Below are 21,296 nucleotides of genomic sequence, written 5' to 3' on the forward strand. Positions count from 1 at the left end.
GCACCTATCAACCTTGTCGCCGTTTCAGGCGTCGACGTAGCGGTCGTTTATCTCCCACTCACCCTCGCCGTTTCGAATCATGTACTCGCCGTAGTAGGGAACTCGATTTGCGACCGTTTCGCGGAACGCTTCTCGTATTTCTGGTCTCGTCATCTCACCCATCGGTCGCAGGTCGTCGTTTCGGTTCAAACATCCTTTTAGGTATCCTTCGTGCGTCACGCGTACGCGATGACAATTAGAGCAGAAGCTCGGGTTCTCCACCGGATCGACGATTTCGACCATCCCACCGTTCACCCAGTAGCGTTTCCGTCCGTGCATCTCGCGGATTTCGATGTCGTCGGCCTGTTCTTCGAGCCAGCCGTGGACGCGTTCGATATCGATTGCCCACTCCGGTTTTCCAGTCAGTTCGGGCATGTACTCGATGAGCTGTAACTGAAGGCCATCGTTCTCTGCGACGTGGTCGACCATCTTTGGGACATACCCTGCCGTCGCCTCGAAGACGACCATGTTGAGTTTCACAGGTTCGAGTCCGGCATCTAGTGCCGACTCGACACCCTCCATCACTTTATCGTACGCACCGCTTTTCGTCACCTCCGCGAAGGCTTTCGGGTCGAGGGCGTCCTGTGAAACGTTCACCCGTGTGAGCCCCGCTTCACGGAGTTCCTCCGCACGTCCCGGGAGGAACGTCCCGTTCGTCGTCAACGATACCTCCATCTCATCGGGTGTCCGACGGATGATTTCCTCCAAATCCTGTCGGAGCATCGGTTCACCACCCGTGAACTTCACCTTCTCTACGTCGAATTCGCGGGCCACTTCCAGAAACCGAACCACGTCGTCGGCACTCATTTCGTCGTCCTGCGGATCCATTGGGCCTCGTGTGTCTCCGAGACCCTCGTTGTGACAGTAGACGCAGTCGAAATTGCACCGGTCAGTAAGAGAGACGCGTACCCCCGTGACCTCGCGCCCGAACGAATCTTCGAGCATCGTCCGTACCTTTCGGACGAATATTATTAAACACGTGGGAGTCTCCAACACGAACGTAACCACATTTAGTTACACTTTCTCCGCAGAGAAATCGCTCGTTGTAACGAGACGTCCATTGAAACCGTGATGAGCGACCACAGGGTCACACAGTTCACAAGTCTTATCGACGGGTCACGCCCTAGCCGACACTATGGACGAAGCTGACGTTCGAGACCTCCTGCGTGGGGTCGACGACCCCGACCTCGGCGAGGACATCGTTTCGCTCGGAATCGTGAACAAAATCACGGTCGAGGACGAAACTGCACGGGTTTCGCTCGCCCTTGGAACGCCGTACGCACCCCACGAAACCGAAATCGCAAATTGTGTTCGTGAAGTGTTAGGAAGCGAGGGTCTCGACACCGAACTGTCGGCCCGAGTTGATAGCCAGCATTCGCCGGAAGAGCAGGTTCTACCGGGCGTCAAAAACATCATCGCCGTCGCGTCGGGAAAAGGTGGCGTCGGGAAAAGTACCGTCGCGGTCAACCTCGCCGCTGGGCTCTCCAAACTCGGTGCCAGAGTCGGACTCTTCGACGCCGACGTGTACGGCCCCAACGTCCCGCGAATGGTCGCCGCTGATCAGCGCCCACAGGCAACCGAAGAGGGGAAACTCGTCCCACCCGAGAAATTCGGCGTGAAACTGATGAGCATGGCCTTCCTCGTCGGCGAAGACGACCCCGTTATCTGGCGTGGCCCGATGGTTCACAAAGTTCTCACCCAACTCTGGGAGGACGTGGAATGGGGCCAACTCGACTACATGGTCGTAGACCTGCCACCGGGAACCGGCGACACGCAACTCACACTGCTCCAGAGCGTTCCCGTCACTGGTGCAGTCATCGTCACGACGCCACAACAAGTCGCGCTCGATGACGCACAGAAAGGGCTTCAGATGTTCGGCAAACACGAGACCCCCGTTCTCGGCATCGCTGAAAACATGAGTTCGTTCAAATGCCCGGACTGTGGCGGTGAACACGACATCTTTGGACACGGTGGCGGTGCGGCGTTCGCCGAAGAGCAGGACATGCCTTTCCTCGGCGGCGTGCCTCTCGACCCAGCCGTCCGAACCGGTGGCGACGAGGGGACACCCATCGTTCTCGACGAGGACAGCGAAACCGGAGACGCCTTCCGCGTCCTTACCGAGAACGTCGCCAACAACGTCGGGATTATCAATCGTCGCAGACAATCGCAGGAGTAAGGGATGGAAAACGAGACAGAATCGTTCGAGCCGGACAGCGAGCGAGTTGAAACCCTTCGCGAAATCGCGGACGACATTCGCGGTGACAGTAGCGAAAGCAAACTCATCGCCGCGATTCTCTACCGAATCAGCGACCTCTACGACTCGAACGAGGATACCTCTCCGAAGGACATCTACATCAACATGCGCGAAATCATACGGACGAAGGATGCGGAAGAGTGAGCACCAGATACCGAATGTGTGGCGATTGTTTTTCCATCGAGTGACCAGACGATACGACCGAGAGATGCTGCGCCAGCATCGATAGCTGCAGAGTATACACCTTCTTGGCCGACACGAGGCTGTTTGGGGCCCGAGACACTAACCGCCGGTTTCGCCCCCGGTGAGACAGTCACGTACAGTGAGTCGTGCCTGCTTGCACCACTATCATCGATTACAGTCAAAGAAACTGTGTAGGTTCCGACCGAGGTTGGTCGAAATTGCGTTCGTGAGCAGGTTGTGCAGCCGGGTGTAATCGTTCGACCATCCGGTGTCGTTATCGACCATTCGTATCGCTTGATCTGTCCGTCAGGGTCGTAAGCCCCGTCACCATTCAGGAGCACGGTTGCACCTCGCTCGACGTTTTGATCAAGTCCAGCATCGGCAAGTGGTGGTTCGTTCGCCGTCGATATCGGCGGAACGAGCGACGTAGTGAGTAGGAGTATGAGTATACCCGTAACGGCTCGGTTCATTGGTTCGGCGAGTTTTGTATCCTTTCACTTTAAAAAAGTAATTGATTTATAATTCATAAACCACACAATGCAGGAAACAATATTAACTGAATGAGTGACCCATGTTCGATCCCGTAGATCGTTGGCTAACTATAATTTTATTATTAATAAATGGGGACTTTCTACCCCGGGAACTCCCGAAATCCAGCGTTAGAAGCCATCTATCACAATAGTTCCTTGCTAATCTATGGCAAAGGCTTTACCACCTTGCCACGCAACTGTTATCCACTAGGCCAGGGAGGCCAGGAGCTACACTTATGACGGATGACGAACTCATCTGGCGAATCGCAGGGGGTTCCGGGGACGGAATCGACTCGACGAGCCAGAACTTCGCAAAAGCCCTGATGCGGTCAGGGCTGAACGTATTCACGCATCGACACTATCCGTCGCGCATTCGCGGTGGCCACACGTACGTGGAGATTCGCGCGTCGGACGAGGAAGTAAAATCACGAGGAGACAACTACAATTTCCTCCTCGCACTGGGTGACAGTTTCGCTCGAAACCCACAGGAAGAAGCCTACTACGGCGATGAGGAAATCAAGCCCCTGTCGGAGAACTTGGACGAACTCCGTGAGGGGGGTGTCATCATCTACGATTCCGGACTGCTCGACACGGACGACATTCCGGACTTCGAGGAGCGAGTCGAGGAGAACGACTGGCACGTCTTCGACCTAGACCTTCGCGGTCTGGCGAAAGAGTACGGCCGTGAAATCATGCGGAACACCGCCGGTATCGGCGCAACCTGCGCTATCATCGGTCTCGAACTCAACGTAGTTGAGGAACTGATGACCGGCGCAATGCCGGAGAAAATCCTCGAACCCAACCTCGAAATTCTCCGCGAAGCCTACGAGGATGTCTCGGAGAACTACGACACCGACGTTGGCGTGACGGTTCCCGAGAGCGAACACGAAGAAGAGCAGGTGCTCATCTCGGGCAGTCACGGCATCGCATACGGTTCCATGGACGAAGGATGCCGGTTCATCGCCGGATACCCCATGACCCCGTGGACCGACGTGTTCACGATTATGACCCAGCATCTTCCCGACCTCGGCGGAATTTCCGAGCAGGTCGAGGACGAAATCGCCGCCGCCGCGCTCGCAATCGGTGCGAGTCACGCAGGTGCAAAGGCGATGAGTGGGTCGTCCGGTGGCGGATTCGCGCTGATGTCCGAGCCGCTCGGACTGGCGGAAATCACCGAAACACCGCTCGTACTCGTCGAATCGATGCGAGCAGGTCCATCGACGGGGATGCCGACGAAGCCGGAACAAGGTGACTTGGAACACGTCCTGTATACGAGCCAGGGCGACTCCAACCGCGTCGTCTTCGCGCCGGGTGATGCGCGCGAATCGTATATCCAGACGCGAAAGGCATTCGAACTCGCCTACAACTACCAAATTCCATCCATCATCCTCTACGACCAGAAGCTCTCAGGCGGCCACGAGACGGTTCCGGAATCAGTGTTCGACAAGGAACCGAACCCGGACATCGGAAGCGTCGTGACCGAGGAGGATATCGAGGAAGGAGAACGTCTCGCCGGCCGCTTCAAGCGCTACCGCTACGACGGCGAAGACGGTGTCAGCCCACGTTCCCTCCCGGGACAGAAGGGCGGCAACTACCTCGCCTCCGGTAACGAGCACAACGAGGCCGGACACATCAGCGAAGACCCGGACAACCGCGTCACGCAGATGAACCGCCGGATGTCCAAACTCGACGCCATCCGCGACGAACTCAACGAGATGGACGAGTCCCACCAGACGGTGTACGGCGACGAGGATGCCGAGTACGCCATCCTCAACTTCGGAAGCACAAAAGGTGCCGTTGAGGAAGCCGTCGATATGCTGAACGAGGATGGCCACTCGGTCAAGGCCATGAACGTCAGCGACATGCTTCCGTTCCCGAAGGACGAAGTCAATTCGTTCCTCGAAGACGTGGACGAGGCGCTGGTCGTCGAGATGAACGCTACTGCACAGTTCCGTCGCCACATCCAGGGCGAGACCGGTCGCCACGGCGACAAACTGTACAGCCTGCTGAAATACGACGGTAACCCGTTCGAGCCTACCGACATCGTAGAGGGCTACGAGGCACAACTCGACGGCAGTGCCGAACCAGCGCACAACACGCGGATAGAATCCGCACGGGGTGACTGAAATGAGTGTATTCAACGCAATCGACGAAGAACGAGACATCGACGTGAACGAATTCACGCCCAGCCTCGAACCACAGGCGACGTGGTGTCCGGGCTGTGGTGATTTCGGCGTCCTCAAGGCGCTGAAACAGGCCATGCCGGAGGTCGGCCGAACGCCGGACGAGACGCTTCTCGTCACGGGTATCGGGTGTTCCGGAAAGCTGTCAAGCTATTTCCAAAGCTACGGCTTCCACTCGATTCACGGGCGTTCCCTGCCGGTCGCACGTGCGGCTAAACTCGCCAACCCGGATCTCGAAGTCATCGCCGCAGGCGGTGACGGTGACGGGTACGGCATCGGTGGCAACCACTTCATGCACACCGCCCGCGAGAACCACGACATGACCTACATCGTCTTCGACAACGAAATCTTCGGCCTGACGAAGGGGCAGACCTCGCCCACGTCGCCGAAGGGTCACAAGTCGAAGACCCAACCGCACGGCAGTGCGAAAAGTCCGATTCGACCGCTGTCGCTCGCACTCACATCGGGTGCAAGCTACGTCGCCCGAACCGCGGCGGTCAATCCGAACCAGGCGAAAGAAATCCTCGCCGAAGCGATGGAACACGACGGGTTCGCACACGTGGACTTCCTCACGCAGTGCCCGACGTGGAACAAGGACGCAAAGCAGTACGTCCCGTACATCGACGTACAGGACAGCGACGATTACGACTTCGACGTAAACGACCGACGTGAAGCGGCCGAAGCGATGCACGAGGCCGAGGACGCACTGTACGAGGGCAAAGTGCTCACCGGTCGATTCTACATCGATGATGAGCGTCTGTCCTACCAGCAGGAGAAACAGGCAACCGGCGACATGCCGGAAACGCCACTCGCGGAGCGGTACTTCGACGACGATTACGAGTGGGAGCGAAGCTACGACCTGCTCGACCGCCACAAATAATCTCGTTTCGTTTCTCCTGTCGGTTTGTCCAAGCTTTTCGCGCTCGGTAATGTGTTTTCCACTTCGCAAGGTATTTTTTCCTGTGAGTGAAACATCCTGATAACATGAGCACGGAATCGACAGAAGACCGTATTCTCAGAGTGTTAGAGGACGATGCACAGGCGTCGTACTCCGAAATTGCAGACCGTGCTGGCGTCTCGAAGCCAACCGTCAGAAAGTACATCGAAAAACTCGAAGATGAAGGCGTCATCGTCGGCTATTCTGCGGAGATCGACCCGAAGAAACTCTCGAGTCAGAGCATCGCGCTCGTCGGCATCGACGTTGAGAGCGAACGCTACGTGGAAGCGACTCGCTCGCTCAAAGAGTTGCCCGATATCGAAACGCTGTACACGTGTAGCGGAGACCACATGCTGATGGCGGAAGTCCGCGCACCGAACGGTGGCGCGGTTGGTGACGTAATCAGCGGTGAGATTTTGTCCATCGATGGCGTCTCTGCCGCGCACCCATCGTTCCTCCAGGAGCGACTCAAGTAATCCGTATCGTAGCCGCTCCGCGTTCTATCTCATTGTCGATATCCAGATCGGTGAGTGGCGACGGTGGGTTCGGCTCGTCCTCGGAGGGGTGAAGTTGTCGCTGCCACCATCCAACGTCGTGCCACGCCCCGTTTTTGTAACCGACGTCTTCGTACACGCCCACCTGCTCGAAGCCGAGCGATTCGTGAAGGCCGACGCTCGCGGCGTTTGGAAGCGCGATACCGGCATAGGCGTTGTAATATCCCTGTTTTTCGAGGAGTGCGAACAGGGATTCGTACAGTCCGCGACCGATTCCCGAACGACGATGCTCGGCGTGGACGTACACCGACACGTCTACCGACCACTGATACGCATCTCGGGTTCGATGGGCACCGGCGTAGGCGTAGCCGAGAATCGAATCGTCGTGTTCACAGACGAGCCACGGATACGTCGGGAGCGTCTTTCGAATCCGGTTTGTCATCTCCGCGTCGTCGGGGGGGTCAGTTTCGAACGAGATGATCGTTTCGCGGACGACTGGTGCATAAATGGCCGCGATTTGCGCGGCATCGTCCGTTTCGGCGAGTCGGATGAGAGCCATCGATTCGACGTGCACCGTGAATCGAAATAAATGGTCTCACTGGTTGCGCACAAGACCCTTGAGGTCAGCGCGAGAACGTCAGACGATGGCAACGTACCAGCGCGAGGTGTGGGTTGATGCGCCGTTCGACGAGGTGTGGAAATTTCATTCGACGACCGATGGATTGGAGGCACTCACCCCCGACTGGATGCACCTCCGTGTCGAAGGGATACGAGGCCCGGATGGGGAGTCGAATCCGGATGTGTTGGAGACGGGAACCCAAATCCGACTGTCGCTCCAACCGTTCGGTGTCGGCCCGCGCCAGCGATGGATTTCGACGATTACGCGACGCGAAGAGGACGACGGCTCGGCGATGTTCCAGGACGAGATGAGCAACGGCCCGTTTCCGGAGTGGACGCACACCCACCAGTTCTACGCCGGGGACGGAAAGACGCTCGTGCGCGACAGAGTAAAGTATCGATTCCCTGCGCTCGGTGAAGCAGGCAGTCCACTTGCCAAGGTGGGGTTCGAGCCGATGTTCCGGTATCGCCACGAAAAGACGAAGAAACTGCTGGAGTGATGCCGACCACCGTTCCGGTCGTGGGAAGTCGCCGGACTACATCACCCGAGTTCGGAGACGGGAAGTTCTACCGGTCGATACGTCCGAAAACGCCTCGCTACTCGTCGAACTCGCCGTAGTCGCCGCCGAACTTCATGAAGAAGTACGCCAGTCCGAGGGTGAACGCCAGCGCGCCGGAGGTGGCGACGCCGAGCGTCTTCGCGCTGGCGGGAATCGCCGGTTCGGTTGGGCCGCTAGATTCACTGCCGCCGACTGTGATAGCGCCGGTCATGCCGGCACTTTTGTGCGGCGCACAGAAGTACTCGTACGACCCTTCCGTATCGAAGGTGTGCTCGTACGTGTGGCCAGAATCGAACGTTTCACTATCACTTCCAGACCCTTCCCAGCCAGCCCCATCGGGTTGGCTCTCGGGAACCACGTTATGGGTGTTCGACTCCCAGACCCACTTCACCGTGGTGCCGGGAGAGATTTGGAGGTCGGCTGGCTCGAAGACGAGTTCGCCGCCAGGGCCGACTTTGACGGTCTTCGTTCCGCCGCCGCCTCCACCGCCGGAGCTTTCGTTTCCACTTCCACCGCCGCTGGTCGTGGTGCCTTGGGAACCCTCTCCTTCAGCCGCTGCTGTCGTTCCAGTCGCGCCGACGGCCGCGACACCCGCAGAACCGAGGAGAAATCCGCGTCGAGTGACTGAGTCGTCCGCTTCCCCATCTGTCATGCGCGGGGCTTAGTCCCGGTGGGTACTGAATACTTTGGTTTGGAACCACCACCTTTTTCTGCGGTCGCAGGCGCGAACGGCAACGAACACCGTCACCGTTTCGGCTGGCTCCTAACGGTTGTGTCCATTCCGGTTCCTGCAGTGCGTTCGTCTGCTGTTTTCGGTTGTTACGTCACCAGCCAGTTGCTCGAACCGACTCGTTTTACTCGTCGGTTCATCGCTATGTGGGCGGAGAGGGCCAGCGTACTCCCCGCGAGTGAAGCGCCAGCGACGACCAAGCGAACTCGGCGCGAACCGAAGGGAGCACCGAGATTTTGGTTCAGATTTTTCCAGGGAGGTAGGCCAAAGCCAGCGCCATGTGGCGCTGGCTTTGGCTCCCGACCGCAGAAAAAGGTGAGTCAGAGTGAGTAGTCGTGCTCGCCGGTTTCGGTTTCGAGGAATGCGGTGAGCAGGTCGATGGTCGCCGACACGTCGTCGCCGTGGGCGCTCTCGGTCACCGTGTGCAGGTAACGCGTCGGAATCGAAATCGCGCCGACCGGCTTTGCCCCGTGGGTGTTCTGGAATCCGGCGGTGTCGGTTCCGCCGGACGGAAGCACTTCGAGTTGGTATTCGATGTCACGGTTCTCGGCCAGCGAGCGCAGTCGTCGGTGAACTTTCGGGGTCGTAACGACACTTCCGTCTTTGAGTTTTATCGCAGTTCCATCACCGAGGTTGGTCACGTGGTCTTTTTCTTTGGTGACTCCCGGGATATCGTTCGCGACCGTTACGTCGAGTGCGATGGCGAGGTTGGGGTCGATATCGACGCCCAACGCCTCTGCCCCTCGAAGTCCGACTTCCTCTTGTACCGTTGCACAGAAATGAATCGTCACGTCGGGGTTCTCGATTCGCTTTGCGGCTTCGAGCATCGCAAAGAGACACACTCGGTCGTCCAGCGCCTTGCCGGTGACGTGCTCGCCGATTCGCGTCGTCGTCTGTTCCATCGTCACGATATCACCGACGGAGACGCGGGATTCCGCTTCCTCGGCAGGAAGTCCGAGGTCGATATACACGTCCGAGACCTCCTGTTCGTCTTCGTCGTCCAGCAGGTGGGGCGGCATTGACCCGATGACGCCCGTCAAATCTTCGTCTTCGGTGTGAACCGTGACGCGCTGTGCGCGGAGCACTCGAGGGTCCCATCCGCCCAACGAGTCGATCGAGAGGAATCCGTCATCGTCCACGTGCGTAACCATGAATCCGATTTCGTCCATGTGAGCCGGGACAGCAACCTCGTAGTCGGTAGTGCCTTCTACCGTGCCGACGACGTTCCCCATTGCGTCGATGTGAATTTCGTCCACTTCGCCGTCTAACTCCCGTCGGACGATATTCCGAATTCGGTCTTCGTACCCCGGTGCGCCGCTCGTCTCGGTCAGTTCCTGTAGTAGTTCGAAATCGAAATCAAATGCCATACCTGACTCTCTGACGCATCGTGGTATAAAACTCGGTGAACCGGAGACCCGGAGAAGTAATGACAAAACTCACAACTCGTTTATTGTGGTTCCGGAACGTTTTTGCCAATTACACACACAGACACTGACATGGCTGACGAAGCAGAATTTAGAGAGCAGTTCCACGACGCATTCGAAGGCGCAGATTACCCAGTCAGCAGTCCGATGGATCTCGTTCCGGCGCTCCCGAACGGACCGGGGACGCGCTTCGAATCCGGCGACACGAGTTTCACCGCGATGGAACTGGCGACCAAAATGAACGACGCACAGGATTTCCCGTACGACAACGTGGATGCCCTCGTCGATGACCTCATCGAAGGGCTGAAACAGAAGGATATGCTGTAACTACTCTTCGTCCTCTTCTTCAGGAAGCGCAACGAGCAGTACTTCCCAGACATCGTGTTGTTCGTTGAACTTGCTGTCTAGAACTCGGTCGTTTTCACCGATCGGAATCGGCTGTTGTGGATGTGAGACTTCGAGCCACGTCAGCATCGGCTCCGTAATCTCTATCTCCGCGATGTCCGCGATTTCTTCGGTCTCGGCTCCGTACGCCCCCGGTTGTGTATCTTGACGTTCCATCTCAATCCCCGTGCGAGTTACCACAGCCCTGTACATAACTGTGCTGGCGACGGTTTCGAGTCCGTTCTCCCCTCCCGCCTTCGCTACCGTTCCACTTGGGGATTTTCGGGGATGGAAGCACGTTGGCGGTCGTACCGTGGATGCTCGCCAGCGTACACGTGGTCGAAGATGGCGTCCGTGTCGTACCCCTCGTGCGCCTCGGCAGCTTCGACGGCGTCGGCGACGTGTTCTTTCGCTTCTTGGCGAAGTTCCTCCTCGTCTTCCTCCGTCCATCCGTGTTCGGATTCGAGATAGTCGCGGGTTCGGTCGAGCGGGTCTTTCTTCGCCCACGCCTCGACTTCCGTTTCGTCACGATATTTAGTGGGGTCGTCGGTCGTGGTGTGAGCACCCTGCCGGTAGGTGACCGCCTCGATGAGTATCGGTTCGCCGTCGTCAGCACCTTCGAGCGCATCGGCCACTGCCCGGTACACGGCGAACACGTCGTTACCATCGACGCGGACGCCCTCGAATCCGTAGGCCTGCGCTTTCTGCGCGATGGTGGCACTCGCGGTCTGGCGCTCTCTCGGCACCGAAATCGCCCACTGGTTGTTCTGACAGAAAAACACTGTCGGCGTCTCGAACACGCCCGCGAAGTTCATCGCCTCGTGGAAATCCCCTTCGCTGGTGGCTCCGTCGCCGAAACTCGCTAACACGGCGCAATCGTCGTCCTTGTAGTTTGCAGCCATGCCGACGCCGACTGCGTGAGGCAGTTGCGTGGCGATGGGAATCGTCGGCGGGAACGTCCGAAGTGCCTCGGCGTCTTCGCGGTCGACGTAGTTCCCCGCCCCCGAGAGATGAAGAAGGATGTCCCGCATCGCGTGGCCACGGGTGAGATACATCGCGTGGTCGCGATACGTCGGGAAACAGTAGTCGTCGGGGGAGAGCGCATAGGCCGCACCGACCTGTGCGGCCTCCTGTCCTTGCAGCGGCGCGTATGTCCCAATTCGTCCCTGTCGGTGGAGCGAGACGGCTTTCTGGTCGAACGTGCGTGCGAGTACCTGCAACCGGTACATGTTCTCTACGTCGGTTGTCGAGAGATTCACGTTCCCTTCGACACTTCCATCGAGCCCAACCACGCGCGCCATATCAGGTGCTTGTGAAGCCATATATGTGTAACTCCGACCGTCTATCGGCGAAACGATGTCTTTCATTATAAAACATCGCCACAGGTCAAGTATCCAGAAGAATCTGTAGGCGGTTTAAATACCTTGATTATAAATCAGCGAGATTGTTGGCGAAGAAGAGCGAATAACCGACGATTTGTCAGGATGTTACGGTTCGAAACACTTAGGCTGACCCCACGAGACGTGTCTGCGTATGTCACAGTGGATTGGCCGAACATTCACGAGCAATTCGGGATGGGATTTCCTCGAAACGATAGTCGATATCGGCGACAGAATGGCCGGAAGCGAGGGCGAACGCCGCGGTGCCGAAGCGACCCGAGATGCACTCGAATCAGTCGGTGCGCGAAATGCACGACTGGCGGAGTTCGACATTCAGGGCTGGGAGCGGGGCGCGAGCGCGATTCACGCCGGGGACACGACACAGGAATCCATCGCGCTTCCACGCAGTCCATCCGGAAACGTCGACGGCGAATTCGTGGATCTGGGCTATGGACTACCTTCGGACTTCGAGGAAACAGATATCAAGGGAAAAGTCGTGATGGCCGCCTCGAACGTTCCGGGATACTACGACCGGTTCATTCACCGCCGGGAGAAGTACTACTACGCCGTCGAAGGCGGTGCCGCAGCCTTCGTCTTCCGCAATCACGTCGAAGGATGTCTGCCACCGACGGGAAGCGTCGGCACCGGGGACGACCCGATCGGCGATATCCCCGCAGTCGGCGTCAGCAAGGAGGTCGGTTCGCGCCTCGCCCGCCGGTGGGAGGGTGACGACGTAACGGTCGAAGTCGAAGCGGACATCCACGATGCGACGAGCCAAAACGTCCACGCGGAACTCGGCCCTGACACCGACGAACGGGTGCTCGTTACGAGCCACATCGACGCTCACGATATCGCCGAGGGTGCGATGGACAACGGTGCGGGAAGCGCCATGGTCGTCGAAATAGCTCGTGCGCTCGCCGAACGGGAAGATGAACTCGAAACGCGCGTCCACTTCGTCGCCTTCGGCGCGGAAGAGGTTGGCCTCGTCGGGTCGAATTACATGGCCGAAGAAACTGACCACGATAGCATCAAGGCCATCGTCAACAACGACGGCGTCGTCCGCGGTCGAACCCTCTCGTTTTTCACTCACGGCTTTGACGAGCTGTCGGAGGCTGCGAGCGAAATCGCGGACGAGTTCGGCCACCCCATCAAAACGATTCCGGAGCAAGGGCCACACAGCGACCACTGGCCGTTCGTCCAGTGGGGCGTTCCGGGGTATCACGTCATGAGCGAGACCGGCGACGAAGGCAGAGGATGGGGCCACACCTTCGCCGACACGCTGGATAAAGTCGAAGTTCGCGACCTCCGCGAGCAAGCGATTTTGCTCACCGAACTCACCATTCACCTCGCGAGTGACGAGTTCGACGTTGCGCACAAAGAACCCGGAGAAATCGCCGCGGCACTCGAAGCCGAAGATCAAGCCGCAGGCATGAAAATCATCGGCGACTGGCCATACGACGAGTAACGGAACCTCGACCAAAACGACCGCCGAACGACCAGCGCGGTATCCTTTTCAAGACAGACCGAGAGTGTTCAGGTAATGACCGAAACAGGCGACAACCACGCGAGGAGGACACGATGCGGATAGGCGTCGTAACCAGCGGGAACGACCATCTCGATCGACGCATCGAGAGCGCGCTGACCGGCGAAGCCAGTTCGATGGATGAAACCGCCCAGGTCGTGCTCGATGCAGACCCGACCGTGGTCATCGCAGTCGGAGAGTCTGCCGTTATCGACCTCGTGCGCGCTGGCGTGTCGGTTCCAGTTCTGCCGGTCGATGTCGGACCGGGTGTGGAGAGCGTTCCGGCGGAGAGTATCGAACCGGCCATCGAAGCCCTGCTCGCGGGCGAATGGACAACAAACGGACGACCCCTGCTCTCCGCATCAGTGGACGGTGAGCACGTCGCCACTGCACTGTTCGATGCGACGCTCGTGACCAGCGAACCCGCCCGAATTTCCGAATACGCCGTGAAAGCTGACGGCGACTCGGTCGCCCAGTTTCGGGCCGACGCGGTCGTCACTGCGACACCCGCCGGCAGTCGAGGATACGCGCGCGATGCGGGCGGCCCGGTCGTTCAACCTGGTGCGGGTGTGCTCGCGGTGGTTCCCGTCGCGCCGTTCGCCATCCACGTGGATGACTGGGTGCTCCGCGGCCCGGTTACGCTCTCGGTCGAGCGCGATGAGGACGCGGTGGAACTCCTCGCCGACGACCGTGAAATCTGTTCCGTCGAACCCCACGAACCGGTGGAAATCGCCTTCGACGGCGTGATCGAAGTCGTTTTCCTCCCGTCTGCCCGGAGTTTCTTCGAGGAGTGAACGGGCGACCGAATTGGAAAGAATATAATACGCTGTCCTACTGAGTTTCGGACATGCAAGCGCTATCGTTGCTCGGGCCGCTCGACGTGCTCGAACCCTACGCGGAAGCCCTCGTGCTCGCACTGGTGCTAGTCAATATGGGCACCCGGATGCTCGCGTTCCGAAACTACAGGAAACAAGCGCGGGATGACGACCGTGAGACGCTCGACCGCTGGGTTCCACACGAGATAACGAACGTGTTGCTGGTGCTCGCGTCGTTCTACCTCCTGACGATCCACCATCACGCCGGTATTGTCCTCTCGACGCTCGTCCTCGGTCTGTTCCTCACGGACTTCTTCGAGGTCGAAGCCCGCTCCGTCGAACTGCGCCGGGGCGTCCCGTTGGATAAACCGAAAGGGGCACTTACGGCGTCGTTCGTCGTGTTCCTCTATGCGGCGTACCTCAGTCTCTTCCAGTTCATCAAACCGTTCTGGAGCGCCATCGTCTGAGGCGATTTCGGACGGTCGATTTCCTTCTTGCTTCTCGTTTCGACTCGGTCGTGAGCTACTTTAGTCGTCGTTTTCGCCGGTTTTATTCTCCGTCGCTTTTTTGTCGTCCATCGTGTCTCGACGGTCGGAGTTCCGCCGTCGCCAGACGTACACGCCACCGACCGGAATTCCGAGGACGACGAGATAGGGCAGGAGATACGCGACACCGACCACTATCGCTCGGAGCATAACGAGCGAGCCATCGACCGAATCGAGGAAGGCGGCCAACACACCCGTCTCGTACCACGATTTCTGACCCGAGGATTTCGTCTCGGAGGGTGGTCGCGGTTCGTTGATTGTCACCGTCACCGTCGAGTAGGCGACCTGGCGTTTCAGCGACTGCTGTTTCGCCTCCAGTCGCTCGATTTCGGATTGGACGTTCGAGAGACGTTTCTGCACTGCGAGCACGTCCTCGGTGTCGCTGGCGTTTCGATACAGGTTGCGGAGTTTCTCACGCTGTGACCGGAGATTCGTCAGTCGCGCCTCGACATCGACGAGTTGGTCGGTCACGTCTTTCGTCCCGGTGCTCGACTCCTGCACTTCGCCCGCCCGCTTCGCTTCTTCGAAGAACGCCGAGAAATTCTCCTTCGGGATTCGGAAGACGACCCTCCCGGTCGTCCACGTCTCGTTTCCGTTGCGATGGACTCGCTGGGTCGAATCGCTGACGAACCCGCCCCGTTGGCGGGCCAACCGAGAGAGATTCGTCTCCGTTTGGTCGAAGTTTTCGACCGCTATCGTGACGTTTCCAGTCCGAATGAGCGCCCGCTGCTGGACGACGAGGGCGCTTCGCTGATTACCATCCGCCGCCGTGCTGTCGGATTGGGATGATCCGCCAGCATCGCCATTCCGATTTCCTGATGCATCCTTCGCTGCATCGTTTCCGTCCATTCCTGCACATCCGGCGACTGCGACGAGGACGACCAGCGAGAGCACCAGTAGTTTCCTTCGTACCATCATATAAAATAAGGCACATTCTACCGACAAAGCTGTTCGGTAGAGTGAAAGAATCGTTTGACCCTCGCAAGATACTGCGTTGACGAGTGGGGAGAATCGAAACGCGGCCGGTTAACGAAGACGGGACTGTCGGGACGACTGATGCTCGGCGTGACGTGCGTCCTGCAATTTCAGTCATCACGCCATCAGCGCTAGTTCCAGCGAGAAATCACGCCCAAAATCGTCGTCCTAATCTTTTCGCTTGACAACGTCACCGAGGGTTGTTCCGCCGGTCGAACTGCCGCCGCTCCACTCCTCGTCGTCGGCCCCGGCACTGCCGGTGCTGAGGCTGATTTCGAGTTTCTTTTCGAGTTTGTTTTGCACGCTGTCGCTGGGCAGCATGTCGCCGCGTTCGAGCTTTCGGATGAGGCTGGCCTTCTCGTTGAGTTCCTTGGCGAGGTCTTCCTGACTTAGGCCGGTTGACTCGCGCGCGTTGCGGATTCGGTCGTCGTAATCCTGTGCAATCTCGTCCATATCGTCGAACATGTCGGAGGGGCGCGAGCGCGACCCACCCGACGAGCGCGACCCGCCGGTGCTGGTGCTACCGCTGGATTTGCCCGACGACGAGGAGGTGGAGTATTTCGTGGACGTAGAAGAGGACTGCTGTGTCTTCACTTCCGTCCCGAAATCTGCACAGTTATCACAGACATCTAACTCCGCGCCTTCGACCTTGATTTTCTTCGGGGAGGCCGTCTCGGCACCGCACATCTCACACTGAACCATGTGTTGACGTTTACCGTCTCGACTCATAAATGGCACGCCACAGAGGCTATATCAGGCCAGTGCGCTCCACGAGTAATAGAACCGCTGAAGCGCGGTGAAATGCCCGATGACGGCAAGAAAGACGAGCAGGAGCGCCACGACTGAATACCCAGCGACGGAACCGACGAAGGCAGCCACACCGCCGACGAGACCGATAAGTGCCAACCTATCTGCCCGTCCGACCAAGCCACCGTAAACGCGGTCAAGACCGACTGCCTGTGCCTGCGTTCCGAGATACGACGTCATCAGCACGCCCGTCACCGCCGCCAGACCGAGGGCGTACCGGCCGAGTCCCGCTGCCAGTCCCACGATGAGCACGATATCGGCGTAGCGGTCGAGCACGTGGTCGAGCAAATCGCCTGCTTTGGAGTCCGTTCCGAGTTCCCGCGCCAGTGCACCGTCGAGCAGGTCGAGCCACCCGTTCAGGAAGACGAGCACCGCGCCCACGAGGTACCACATCGACGTTGCTTCGCCGAGGTAAAACGCCCAACCAGCACCGCCAGCGAGCAGGAAGGCGATGACGCTGATCGCGTCGGGGGTCAACCCGGCCTGCTTCGACGCCGAGACGAACGGGCGGAGCGCGCGGTTTGCGACCGGGCGGAGTTGATCGAGTGTCATAGATAATCGAGGTAATCGACAGTTCCAGCGGAAGGCGCGCGCTCTCCCCGGATAACCGCTTCGATGTCGCTCGCCACGTCTGCCGGCGTGCGGTGGGTAGTGTCGATTTCGTACACCGACTCGGTGCCGTGTTCGGCGACTGCCTCCGAGAGGATTACGTCGAGGGCTTCGCTCTCTGCATTCTCCGCCGCCTTCGGTTCCGATTCCCCGCGCTCAATCAGTCGGCCTTCCAATCGCTCGGGGTGGCATCGCAGCACGACGACCCTGTTCGCCCCGAAATGGTGAGCCAAATGCGAATCGACGAGGAGACCGGTGTCGTCGTCGCGCTCGTCTAGCCACTCCCGAATCGCGTCGAAATCCGCGAGAAGGCTGTCCCGCTCCTCGTCCGTTCCCTCGTCCAATCCCTCCTCCCGAATCACGTCGTTCAGATGCATCACTTCGAGGTCGGATTCGACCAGCTCCGTCGCAGTCGTCTTTCCGGTTCCGGGCGTTCCGGTTACCGCGACTCTCACGAGGAGAGCACCTCGTTGAGTTCGTGGACTGCTCGTTCGGTTTCCGCTTCCGTTCCGCACGTAATGCGCACGCACTCGGGAAGGCCGAAACTCGTGCAGTCGCGGAGAATGACACCACGTTCTTGAACTGCCTCGGCGACCACGCTGGCATCTCCGACCTCCGCGAGGACGAAGTTGCCGTGGCTCTCCCACGTCGGCGCGTCGAGGGTTTCGTATATGTATTCACGCGCCCAGCGCGCCGTTTCGACCGACTTCTCGACGTGCTCGTCGTCGGTCAGCGCGGCGAGTCCGCCCCGACACGCCAGTTCGCTCGCCGCGAACGGCGTGTTCACGCGAGCATATGCGTCCGCCCACTCGTCGGGCACGACGGCGTAACCGAGTCGAACGCCCGCCAACCCGAACGCTTTGGAAAACGTTCTGAGGACGGCCACGTTGTCGCGCTCGTCCAGCAGACTGATTGCGCTCGGTGCCTCGGCGTACTCGCCGTACGCCTCGTCCACGACGACGAGGGATTGCTCGTCGGTTTCGTCCGCAATCGTCTCGATTGCGTCCAACGAGAACATCCCGCCGGACGGGTTGTGGGGGCTCGTAAGGTAGACGATTCGCTCGCCGCCGTATGCCGAGAGGACGGTGTCCGCCGTGAGTTCGAATCCGTCGTCCTTCGAGAGCGGGTATTCGTTCACCTCGCCATGGTGGTAGCGCGCGCTCATCTCGTAGTAGGCGAATCCGGGCGTCGGAACGAGCACTTCGTCGCCGGGGTCAAGCATGGCCCGGGAGAGGTAATCGAGTGCGCCGTCGCCGCCGTTTGCCAGCCACACCTGCGCCGGTTCGACGCTCCACCGTTCGGCGAGTCGAGCGGTGAGGTCGGTGTGGGACGCTTTCGGGTAGGAACTGGCGTTGCCAGCCCCGGCTCGAATGGCATCGACTGCCGACGGACTCGGGCCGAACGGGTTCTCGTTCGACGCGAGTTTGACGAGGTCGTCCGGGTCGAATCCGAGTTCTCGGGCCACCTCCTCGATGCCCCGTCCGGCCTCATATGCCACGTGCGCGGAGAGGTCTCGTGGTTCCATATCGGGAGGAAGTGACCGACTAGCCTTAAGTATGGCCACCTGAGGCCAACACGACTAAGCAATCCTGTCGCGACCCCATGATAGGGGTTGAACAATGACACACCATCAACACGACCAGTCACGTCACGGTAACGAGCAACAATCGGGAATGCAACGATATGGCGGGCCGCGCCGCCGTGACGAAAAAGGATTCCAGAAACGGCGAGGAAAACACCGACAGCGCGGTGGTGAGCGACGGTACGGCCGCCAGCAAGAGCAGGGTGACGGCCGACAACAAGGAGGGCACGGTCAACAGAGCCGACGAGGTCAGCAGTCCCATCGACATCAGCAAGGTCAGCAGGGTCAACAGCGACGGTACGGTCAGCAACAACACGGACGCCGTCAGCAAGGCGAAAGGCGGCAACAACACCAAAAACAACGGAGACGGTTTGGACGCCAACAGGGCTCGCAAATGGGTCATCAGCAAGAGTCACGGATAGCGCAAGGGCAACAACAGGGCCAGCGCGGACATAGTCAGCACCAACGACGAGGACGCTACAGTCGCCAACAGCCCTAGCAGTAGACCGAAATTTTCCGACCTTGCTTTTTCAGCCACTGTGTTCATGCCAGCGACCGATGTAGCGTGTGTGCCATGCATTCCGAAGTAGCGAACAGAGGACGACGATGACACAGATTGGTTACACCCTATCGAGCGAGGAACACGGTCCGAACGAACTCATCGAGCACGCCGTTCGTGCCGAAGCGGTCGGCTTCGAGTTCGCGTCCATCTCGGACCACTACCACCCGTGGGTGAGCCAACAAGGGCACAGCCCCTTCGTCTGGTCGACATTGGGGGGTGTCGCACACGCCACGGAGAATCTTCCAGTCGGCGTCGGCGTCACCTGTCCGATCATGCGAATCCATCCGGCAATCGTCGCGAAGGCGGCGGCGACCGCCGCGACGATGTTCGATGGGACGTTCTTCCTCGGTGTCGGCACGGGCGAGCGATTGAACGAACACGTGACCGGCGAGCATTGGCCCGAGCATGCAGTGCGTCTCGAAATGCTCGAAGAGGCCATCGAAATCATGCAAAAACTGTGGAGAGGCGGCCAGCAAAGCTACTACGGCGACCATTTCACGGTCGAAAACGCGCGCCTGTACACCCTGCCGGAAGAGCCGCCGGACATCGTCGTTTCGGCGTACGGCACACGAGCGGCGAAAGCCGCCGCGGAACTCGGCGACGGCTTCTGGAGCGTCGGTTCGCAGGACGAAGTGCAAATATTCGACGACGAAGGCGGCGAAGGGCCACGATACAGCCAGATGACGGTTTGCTACGCCGAAGACGAGGATGCGGCCATCGACACCGCCTACGAGTGGTGGCCCAACACCGCACTGACGGGCGAACTCAACTCGCAACTGCCGACGCCGACGCATTTCGAACAGGCTTGTGAGATGGTGTCTCGCGAGGATATCGCCGAGGGGAGTATCGTCACCGACCCCAACCCGGAGACGCACATCCAAAATCTCCAGCAGTTCTTCGATACGGGGTACGACCACGTTTATGTCCATCAGGTTGGCCCGGATCAGGAGTCCTTTTTCGACTTCTACGAGAGCGAAGTGCTCCCGGCGTTCGAGTGACGCAGCTGTTGAGAGCAGGCTGCGTCCGAAATCATGTGGCCACTCACGACGGCGTCACTCGTTTCCTCCCTTGTTCGCCGGTTCACGATCAAAATCGCTGGGCGGGCTGGCCGATGGACTCCGCCAAGAACGTCCAGTGACTACCGAAAATCAAAGAACACCATCGGCATCCATTCGTCTTCCGACCTCCTTTTGCGCTCTCGTAATCTATTTGGGCGCGCCGCCACTCGCTCCGGGTATGTTCGTACTCGTCAACCTGAAAGCCTACCCCTGTGACCCGATCGAAATTGCGGAAGCCGTCCGGGACGTGAGCGACGCGAGCGGCGTCGACATCGCCGTCGCGCCACAGACGGCCCATCTCTCGCGAGTCGCGGAGACGGGCGTCGAAACGTGGGGACAGCACGTCAGCCCCGTCGAACACGGGAGTCACACCGGAAGCACCCTCGCGGAGGCGGTCGCCGATGCGGGCGCGACAGGAACCATGCTCAACCACTCCGAGAATCGTCTCAAACTCGCGGACATCGACGCCGGATTGGACGCCGCAGAACGCGTGGGACTCGACACGACCGTTTGTGCGAACAACCCCGAACAGGTCGGTGCCGTCGCCACCCTCGGCCCGGACGCGGTGGCCGTCGAACCGCCGGAGCTCATCGGCACGGGGACACCGGTCAGCAAGGCCGACCCGGACATCGTCACCGATGCTGTGGCGGCCGCAGAAGCGGTGAACGAAGACGTGAGCGTGTTCTGTGGTGCAGGAATCAGTACCGGCGAAGACCTCGTCGCAGCGAGGGAACTCGGCGCGGAGGGTGTCTTACTCGCCAGCGGTGTCGCGAAAGCCGACGACCCGACCGCCGCACTCGAAAACCTCGTGGAACCGCTCTAAGCCGGAACGATGACAAAGTGGTCTGCGTCCTGTTCGACTAGTACCGACCGTTCTCGCATCTTGACGATATAGCCCGTCACGGTTCGGTCGAGTTCGTGTTCGGCCCGAACGCGGACGAGGTTCCCGATAACCTGCGCGGACGGCGGTTTTTGTGCGGCCCCGCAGTCGTAGATTGTGAGAAGTTCGTCGCCCCGCTCGGCCTCGTAGACGATGATATGTGCATGTTGGGGGAGATGCCAGCGACCCTTGCCGACCTCCGCTAGCTTGTTCATATCGGGGCTAT

The 21,296-nt window shown here is 59.3% G+C and carries 26 protein-coding genes; 13 read left to right on the forward strand and 13 right to left on the reverse strand.

Annotated elements, in window-relative coordinates; all coding sequences use genetic code 11:
• Positions 1 to 24 precede the first annotated feature (24 nt).
• A complete protein-coding gene (gene moaA, locus ACN2TU_RS05040; protein WP_435153476.1) occupies positions 25 to 984 on the reverse strand; it encodes a GTP 3',8-cyclase MoaA in 960 nt (319 codons plus the stop codon).
• Positions 985 to 1,174: 190 nt separating this feature from the next.
• Between moaA and ACN2TU_RS05045 the strand changes: the two genes are divergently transcribed.
• Both ACN2TU_RS05045 and ACN2TU_RS05050 read left to right on the forward strand, forming a co-directional pair.
• Complete coding sequence (locus ACN2TU_RS05045; protein ID WP_435153477.1) at positions 1,175 to 2,215, forward strand: Mrp/NBP35 family ATP-binding protein; 1,041 nt, start codon at positions 1,175 to 1,177, stop codon at positions 2,213 to 2,215.
• 3 nt (positions 2,216 to 2,218) lie between these two features.
• Complete coding sequence (locus tag ACN2TU_RS05050) at positions 2,219 to 2,437, forward strand: DUF7976 family protein (protein WP_435153479.1); 219 nt, start codon at positions 2,219 to 2,221, stop codon at positions 2,435 to 2,437.
• On the opposite strand, the gene ACN2TU_RS05055 is transcribed toward ACN2TU_RS05050, so the two are convergent.
• On the reverse strand, positions 2,389 to 2,946 hold the full coding sequence (locus ACN2TU_RS05055) for a PKD domain-containing protein (RefSeq protein ID WP_435153480.1): 558 nt from the start codon (positions 2,944 to 2,946) through the stop codon (positions 2,389 to 2,391). The genes ACN2TU_RS05050 and ACN2TU_RS05055 overlap by 49 nt on opposite strands.
• A gap of 296 nt (positions 2,947 to 3,242) precedes the next feature.
• Between ACN2TU_RS05055 and ACN2TU_RS05060 the strand changes: the two genes are divergently transcribed.
• From ACN2TU_RS05060 to lrpA1, 3 genes are all read left to right on the forward strand, one after another.
• Positions 3,243 to 5,132 carry a 2-oxoacid:acceptor oxidoreductase subunit alpha gene (locus ACN2TU_RS05060; protein WP_435153482.1) on the forward strand — a complete coding sequence of 630 codons (1,890 nt, stop codon included), beginning with the start codon at positions 3,243 to 3,245 and terminating at the stop codon, positions 5,130 to 5,132.
• Between the two features lies 1 nt (position 5,133).
• Entirely contained in the window at positions 5,134 to 6,069 is a 936-nt protein-coding gene (locus ACN2TU_RS05065; protein WP_435153484.1) for a thiamine pyrophosphate-dependent enzyme, read from the forward strand.
• Positions 6,070 to 6,173: 104 nt separating this feature from the next.
• Positions 6,174 to 6,602, forward strand: coding sequence for an HTH-type transcriptional regulator LrpA1 (gene lrpA1, locus ACN2TU_RS05070; protein WP_435153485.1), 429 nt, complete (start codon positions 6,174 to 6,176; stop codon positions 6,600 to 6,602).
• On the opposite strand, the gene ACN2TU_RS05075 is transcribed toward lrpA1, so the two are convergent.
• On the reverse strand, positions 6,595 to 7,179 hold the full coding sequence (locus tag ACN2TU_RS05075; protein WP_435153487.1) for an arsinothricin resistance N-acetyltransferase ArsN1 family B: 585 nt from the start codon (positions 7,177 to 7,179) through the stop codon (positions 6,595 to 6,597). The genes lrpA1 and ACN2TU_RS05075 overlap by 8 nt on opposite strands.
• An 85-nt stretch (positions 7,180 to 7,264) precedes the next feature.
• Between ACN2TU_RS05075 and ACN2TU_RS05080 the strand changes: the two genes are divergently transcribed.
• Positions 7,265 to 7,738 (forward strand): SRPBCC family protein, encoded by a 474-nt coding sequence (locus ACN2TU_RS05080; protein WP_435153489.1) that lies wholly within the window; start codon positions 7,265 to 7,267, stop codon positions 7,736 to 7,738.
• 97 nt (positions 7,739 to 7,835) lie between these two features.
• On the opposite strand, the gene ACN2TU_RS05085 is transcribed toward ACN2TU_RS05080, so the two are convergent.
• Positions 7,836 to 8,450, reverse strand: a complete 615-nt coding sequence (locus ACN2TU_RS05085; protein ID WP_435153490.1) for a plastocyanin/azurin family copper-binding protein — start codon at positions 8,448 to 8,450, stop codon at positions 7,836 to 7,838.
• Positions 8,451 to 8,848: 398 nt separating this feature from the next.
• Positions 8,849 to 9,895, reverse strand: a complete 1,047-nt coding sequence (locus ACN2TU_RS05090) for a M42 family metallopeptidase (RefSeq protein ID WP_435153491.1) — start codon at positions 9,893 to 9,895, stop codon at positions 8,849 to 8,851.
• A 129-nt stretch (positions 9,896 to 10,024) separates the two neighbouring features.
• Between ACN2TU_RS05090 and ACN2TU_RS05095 the strand changes: the two genes are divergently transcribed.
• On the forward strand, positions 10,025 to 10,279 hold the full coding sequence (locus ACN2TU_RS05095) for an MTH865 family protein (RefSeq protein ID WP_435153493.1): 255 nt from the start codon (positions 10,025 to 10,027) through the stop codon (positions 10,277 to 10,279).
• On the opposite strand, the gene ACN2TU_RS05100 is transcribed toward ACN2TU_RS05095, so the two are convergent.
• Positions 10,280 to 10,513 (reverse strand): hypothetical protein, encoded by a 234-nt coding sequence (locus ACN2TU_RS05100; protein WP_435153495.1) that lies wholly within the window; start codon positions 10,511 to 10,513, stop codon positions 10,280 to 10,282.
• 83 nt (positions 10,514 to 10,596) lie between these two features.
• A complete protein-coding gene (gene pdhA, locus ACN2TU_RS05105) occupies positions 10,597 to 11,637 on the reverse strand; it encodes a pyruvate dehydrogenase (acetyl-transferring) E1 component subunit alpha (RefSeq protein WP_435153661.1) in 1,041 nt (346 codons plus the stop codon).
• 232 nt (positions 11,638 to 11,869) lie between these two features.
• Here pdhA and ACN2TU_RS05110 point away from each other — a divergent pair, with 232 nt between their 5' ends.
• From ACN2TU_RS05110 to ACN2TU_RS05120, 3 genes are all read left to right on the forward strand, one after another.
• Positions 11,870 to 13,180 carry a M20/M25/M40 family metallo-hydrolase gene (locus tag ACN2TU_RS05110; protein ID WP_435153497.1) on the forward strand — a complete coding sequence of 437 codons (1,311 nt, stop codon included), beginning with the start codon at positions 11,870 to 11,872 and terminating at the stop codon, positions 13,178 to 13,180.
• 113 nt (positions 13,181 to 13,293) lie between these two features.
• The gene (locus ACN2TU_RS05115) at positions 13,294 to 14,031 is read left to right on the forward strand and encodes an NAD(+)/NADH kinase (protein ID WP_435153498.1); all 738 of its coding nucleotides are present in this window, start codon (positions 13,294 to 13,296) and stop codon (positions 14,029 to 14,031) included.
• A 53-nt stretch (positions 14,032 to 14,084) separates the two neighbouring features.
• Positions 14,085 to 14,519 (forward strand): DUF7313 family protein, encoded by a 435-nt coding sequence (locus ACN2TU_RS05120; protein ID WP_435153500.1) that lies wholly within the window; start codon positions 14,085 to 14,087, stop codon positions 14,517 to 14,519.
• Positions 14,520 to 14,579: 60 nt separating this feature from the next.
• On the opposite strand, the gene ACN2TU_RS05125 is transcribed toward ACN2TU_RS05120, so the two are convergent.
• The 5 genes from ACN2TU_RS05125 to hisC form a co-directional block, all read right to left on the reverse strand.
• Positions 14,580 to 15,515, reverse strand: a complete 936-nt coding sequence (locus ACN2TU_RS05125; RefSeq protein ID WP_435153501.1) for a DUF4349 domain-containing protein — start codon at positions 15,513 to 15,515, stop codon at positions 14,580 to 14,582.
• A gap of 225 nt (positions 15,516 to 15,740) precedes the next feature.
• On the reverse strand, positions 15,741 to 16,274 hold the full coding sequence (locus tag ACN2TU_RS05130; protein WP_435153502.1) for a multiprotein bridging factor aMBF1: 534 nt from the start codon (positions 16,272 to 16,274) through the stop codon (positions 15,741 to 15,743).
• A 51-nt stretch (positions 16,275 to 16,325) separates the two neighbouring features.
• On the reverse strand, positions 16,326 to 16,931 hold the full coding sequence (locus ACN2TU_RS05135) for a CDP-alcohol phosphatidyltransferase family protein (RefSeq protein ID WP_435153504.1): 606 nt from the start codon (positions 16,929 to 16,931) through the stop codon (positions 16,326 to 16,328).
• Complete coding sequence (locus ACN2TU_RS05140) at positions 16,928 to 17,443, reverse strand: adenylate kinase family protein (protein WP_435153505.1); 516 nt, start codon at positions 17,441 to 17,443, stop codon at positions 16,928 to 16,930. The genes ACN2TU_RS05135 and ACN2TU_RS05140 overlap by 4 nt, the downstream gene beginning before the upstream one ends.
• A complete protein-coding gene (hisC, locus tag ACN2TU_RS05145; protein WP_435153507.1) occupies positions 17,440 to 18,513 on the reverse strand; it encodes a histidinol-phosphate transaminase in 1,074 nt (357 codons plus the stop codon). Before hisC ends, ACN2TU_RS05140 begins: the two co-directional genes overlap by 4 nt.
• Positions 18,514 to 18,671: 158 nt before the next feature.
• Between hisC and ACN2TU_RS05150 the strand changes: the two genes are divergently transcribed.
• From ACN2TU_RS05150 to tpiA, 3 genes are all read left to right on the forward strand, one after another.
• Positions 18,672 to 18,992 carry a hypothetical protein gene (locus ACN2TU_RS05150; RefSeq protein ID WP_435153508.1) on the forward strand — a complete coding sequence of 107 codons (321 nt, stop codon included), beginning with the start codon at positions 18,672 to 18,674 and terminating at the stop codon, positions 18,990 to 18,992.
• 184 nt (positions 18,993 to 19,176) lie between these two features.
• Positions 19,177 to 20,130: a TIGR03557 family F420-dependent LLM class oxidoreductase gene (locus tag ACN2TU_RS05155; RefSeq protein ID WP_435153510.1), complete on the forward strand. Its 954-nt coding sequence runs from the start codon at positions 19,177 to 19,179 to the stop codon at positions 20,128 to 20,130.
• A gap of 238 nt (positions 20,131 to 20,368) precedes the next feature.
• On the forward strand, positions 20,369 to 21,013 hold the full coding sequence (gene tpiA / locus ACN2TU_RS05160; RefSeq protein ID WP_435153511.1) for a triose-phosphate isomerase: 645 nt from the start codon (positions 20,369 to 20,371) through the stop codon (positions 21,011 to 21,013).
• Here tpiA and ACN2TU_RS05165 read toward each other — a convergent pair.
• Entirely contained in the window at positions 21,010 to 21,285 is a 276-nt protein-coding gene (locus tag ACN2TU_RS05165) for a hypothetical protein (protein WP_435153513.1), read from the reverse strand. The genes tpiA and ACN2TU_RS05165 overlap by 4 nt on opposite strands.
• Positions 21,286 to 21,296: the final 11 nt, after the last annotated feature.

This window comes from Haladaptatus marinus, assembly GCF_051194195.1.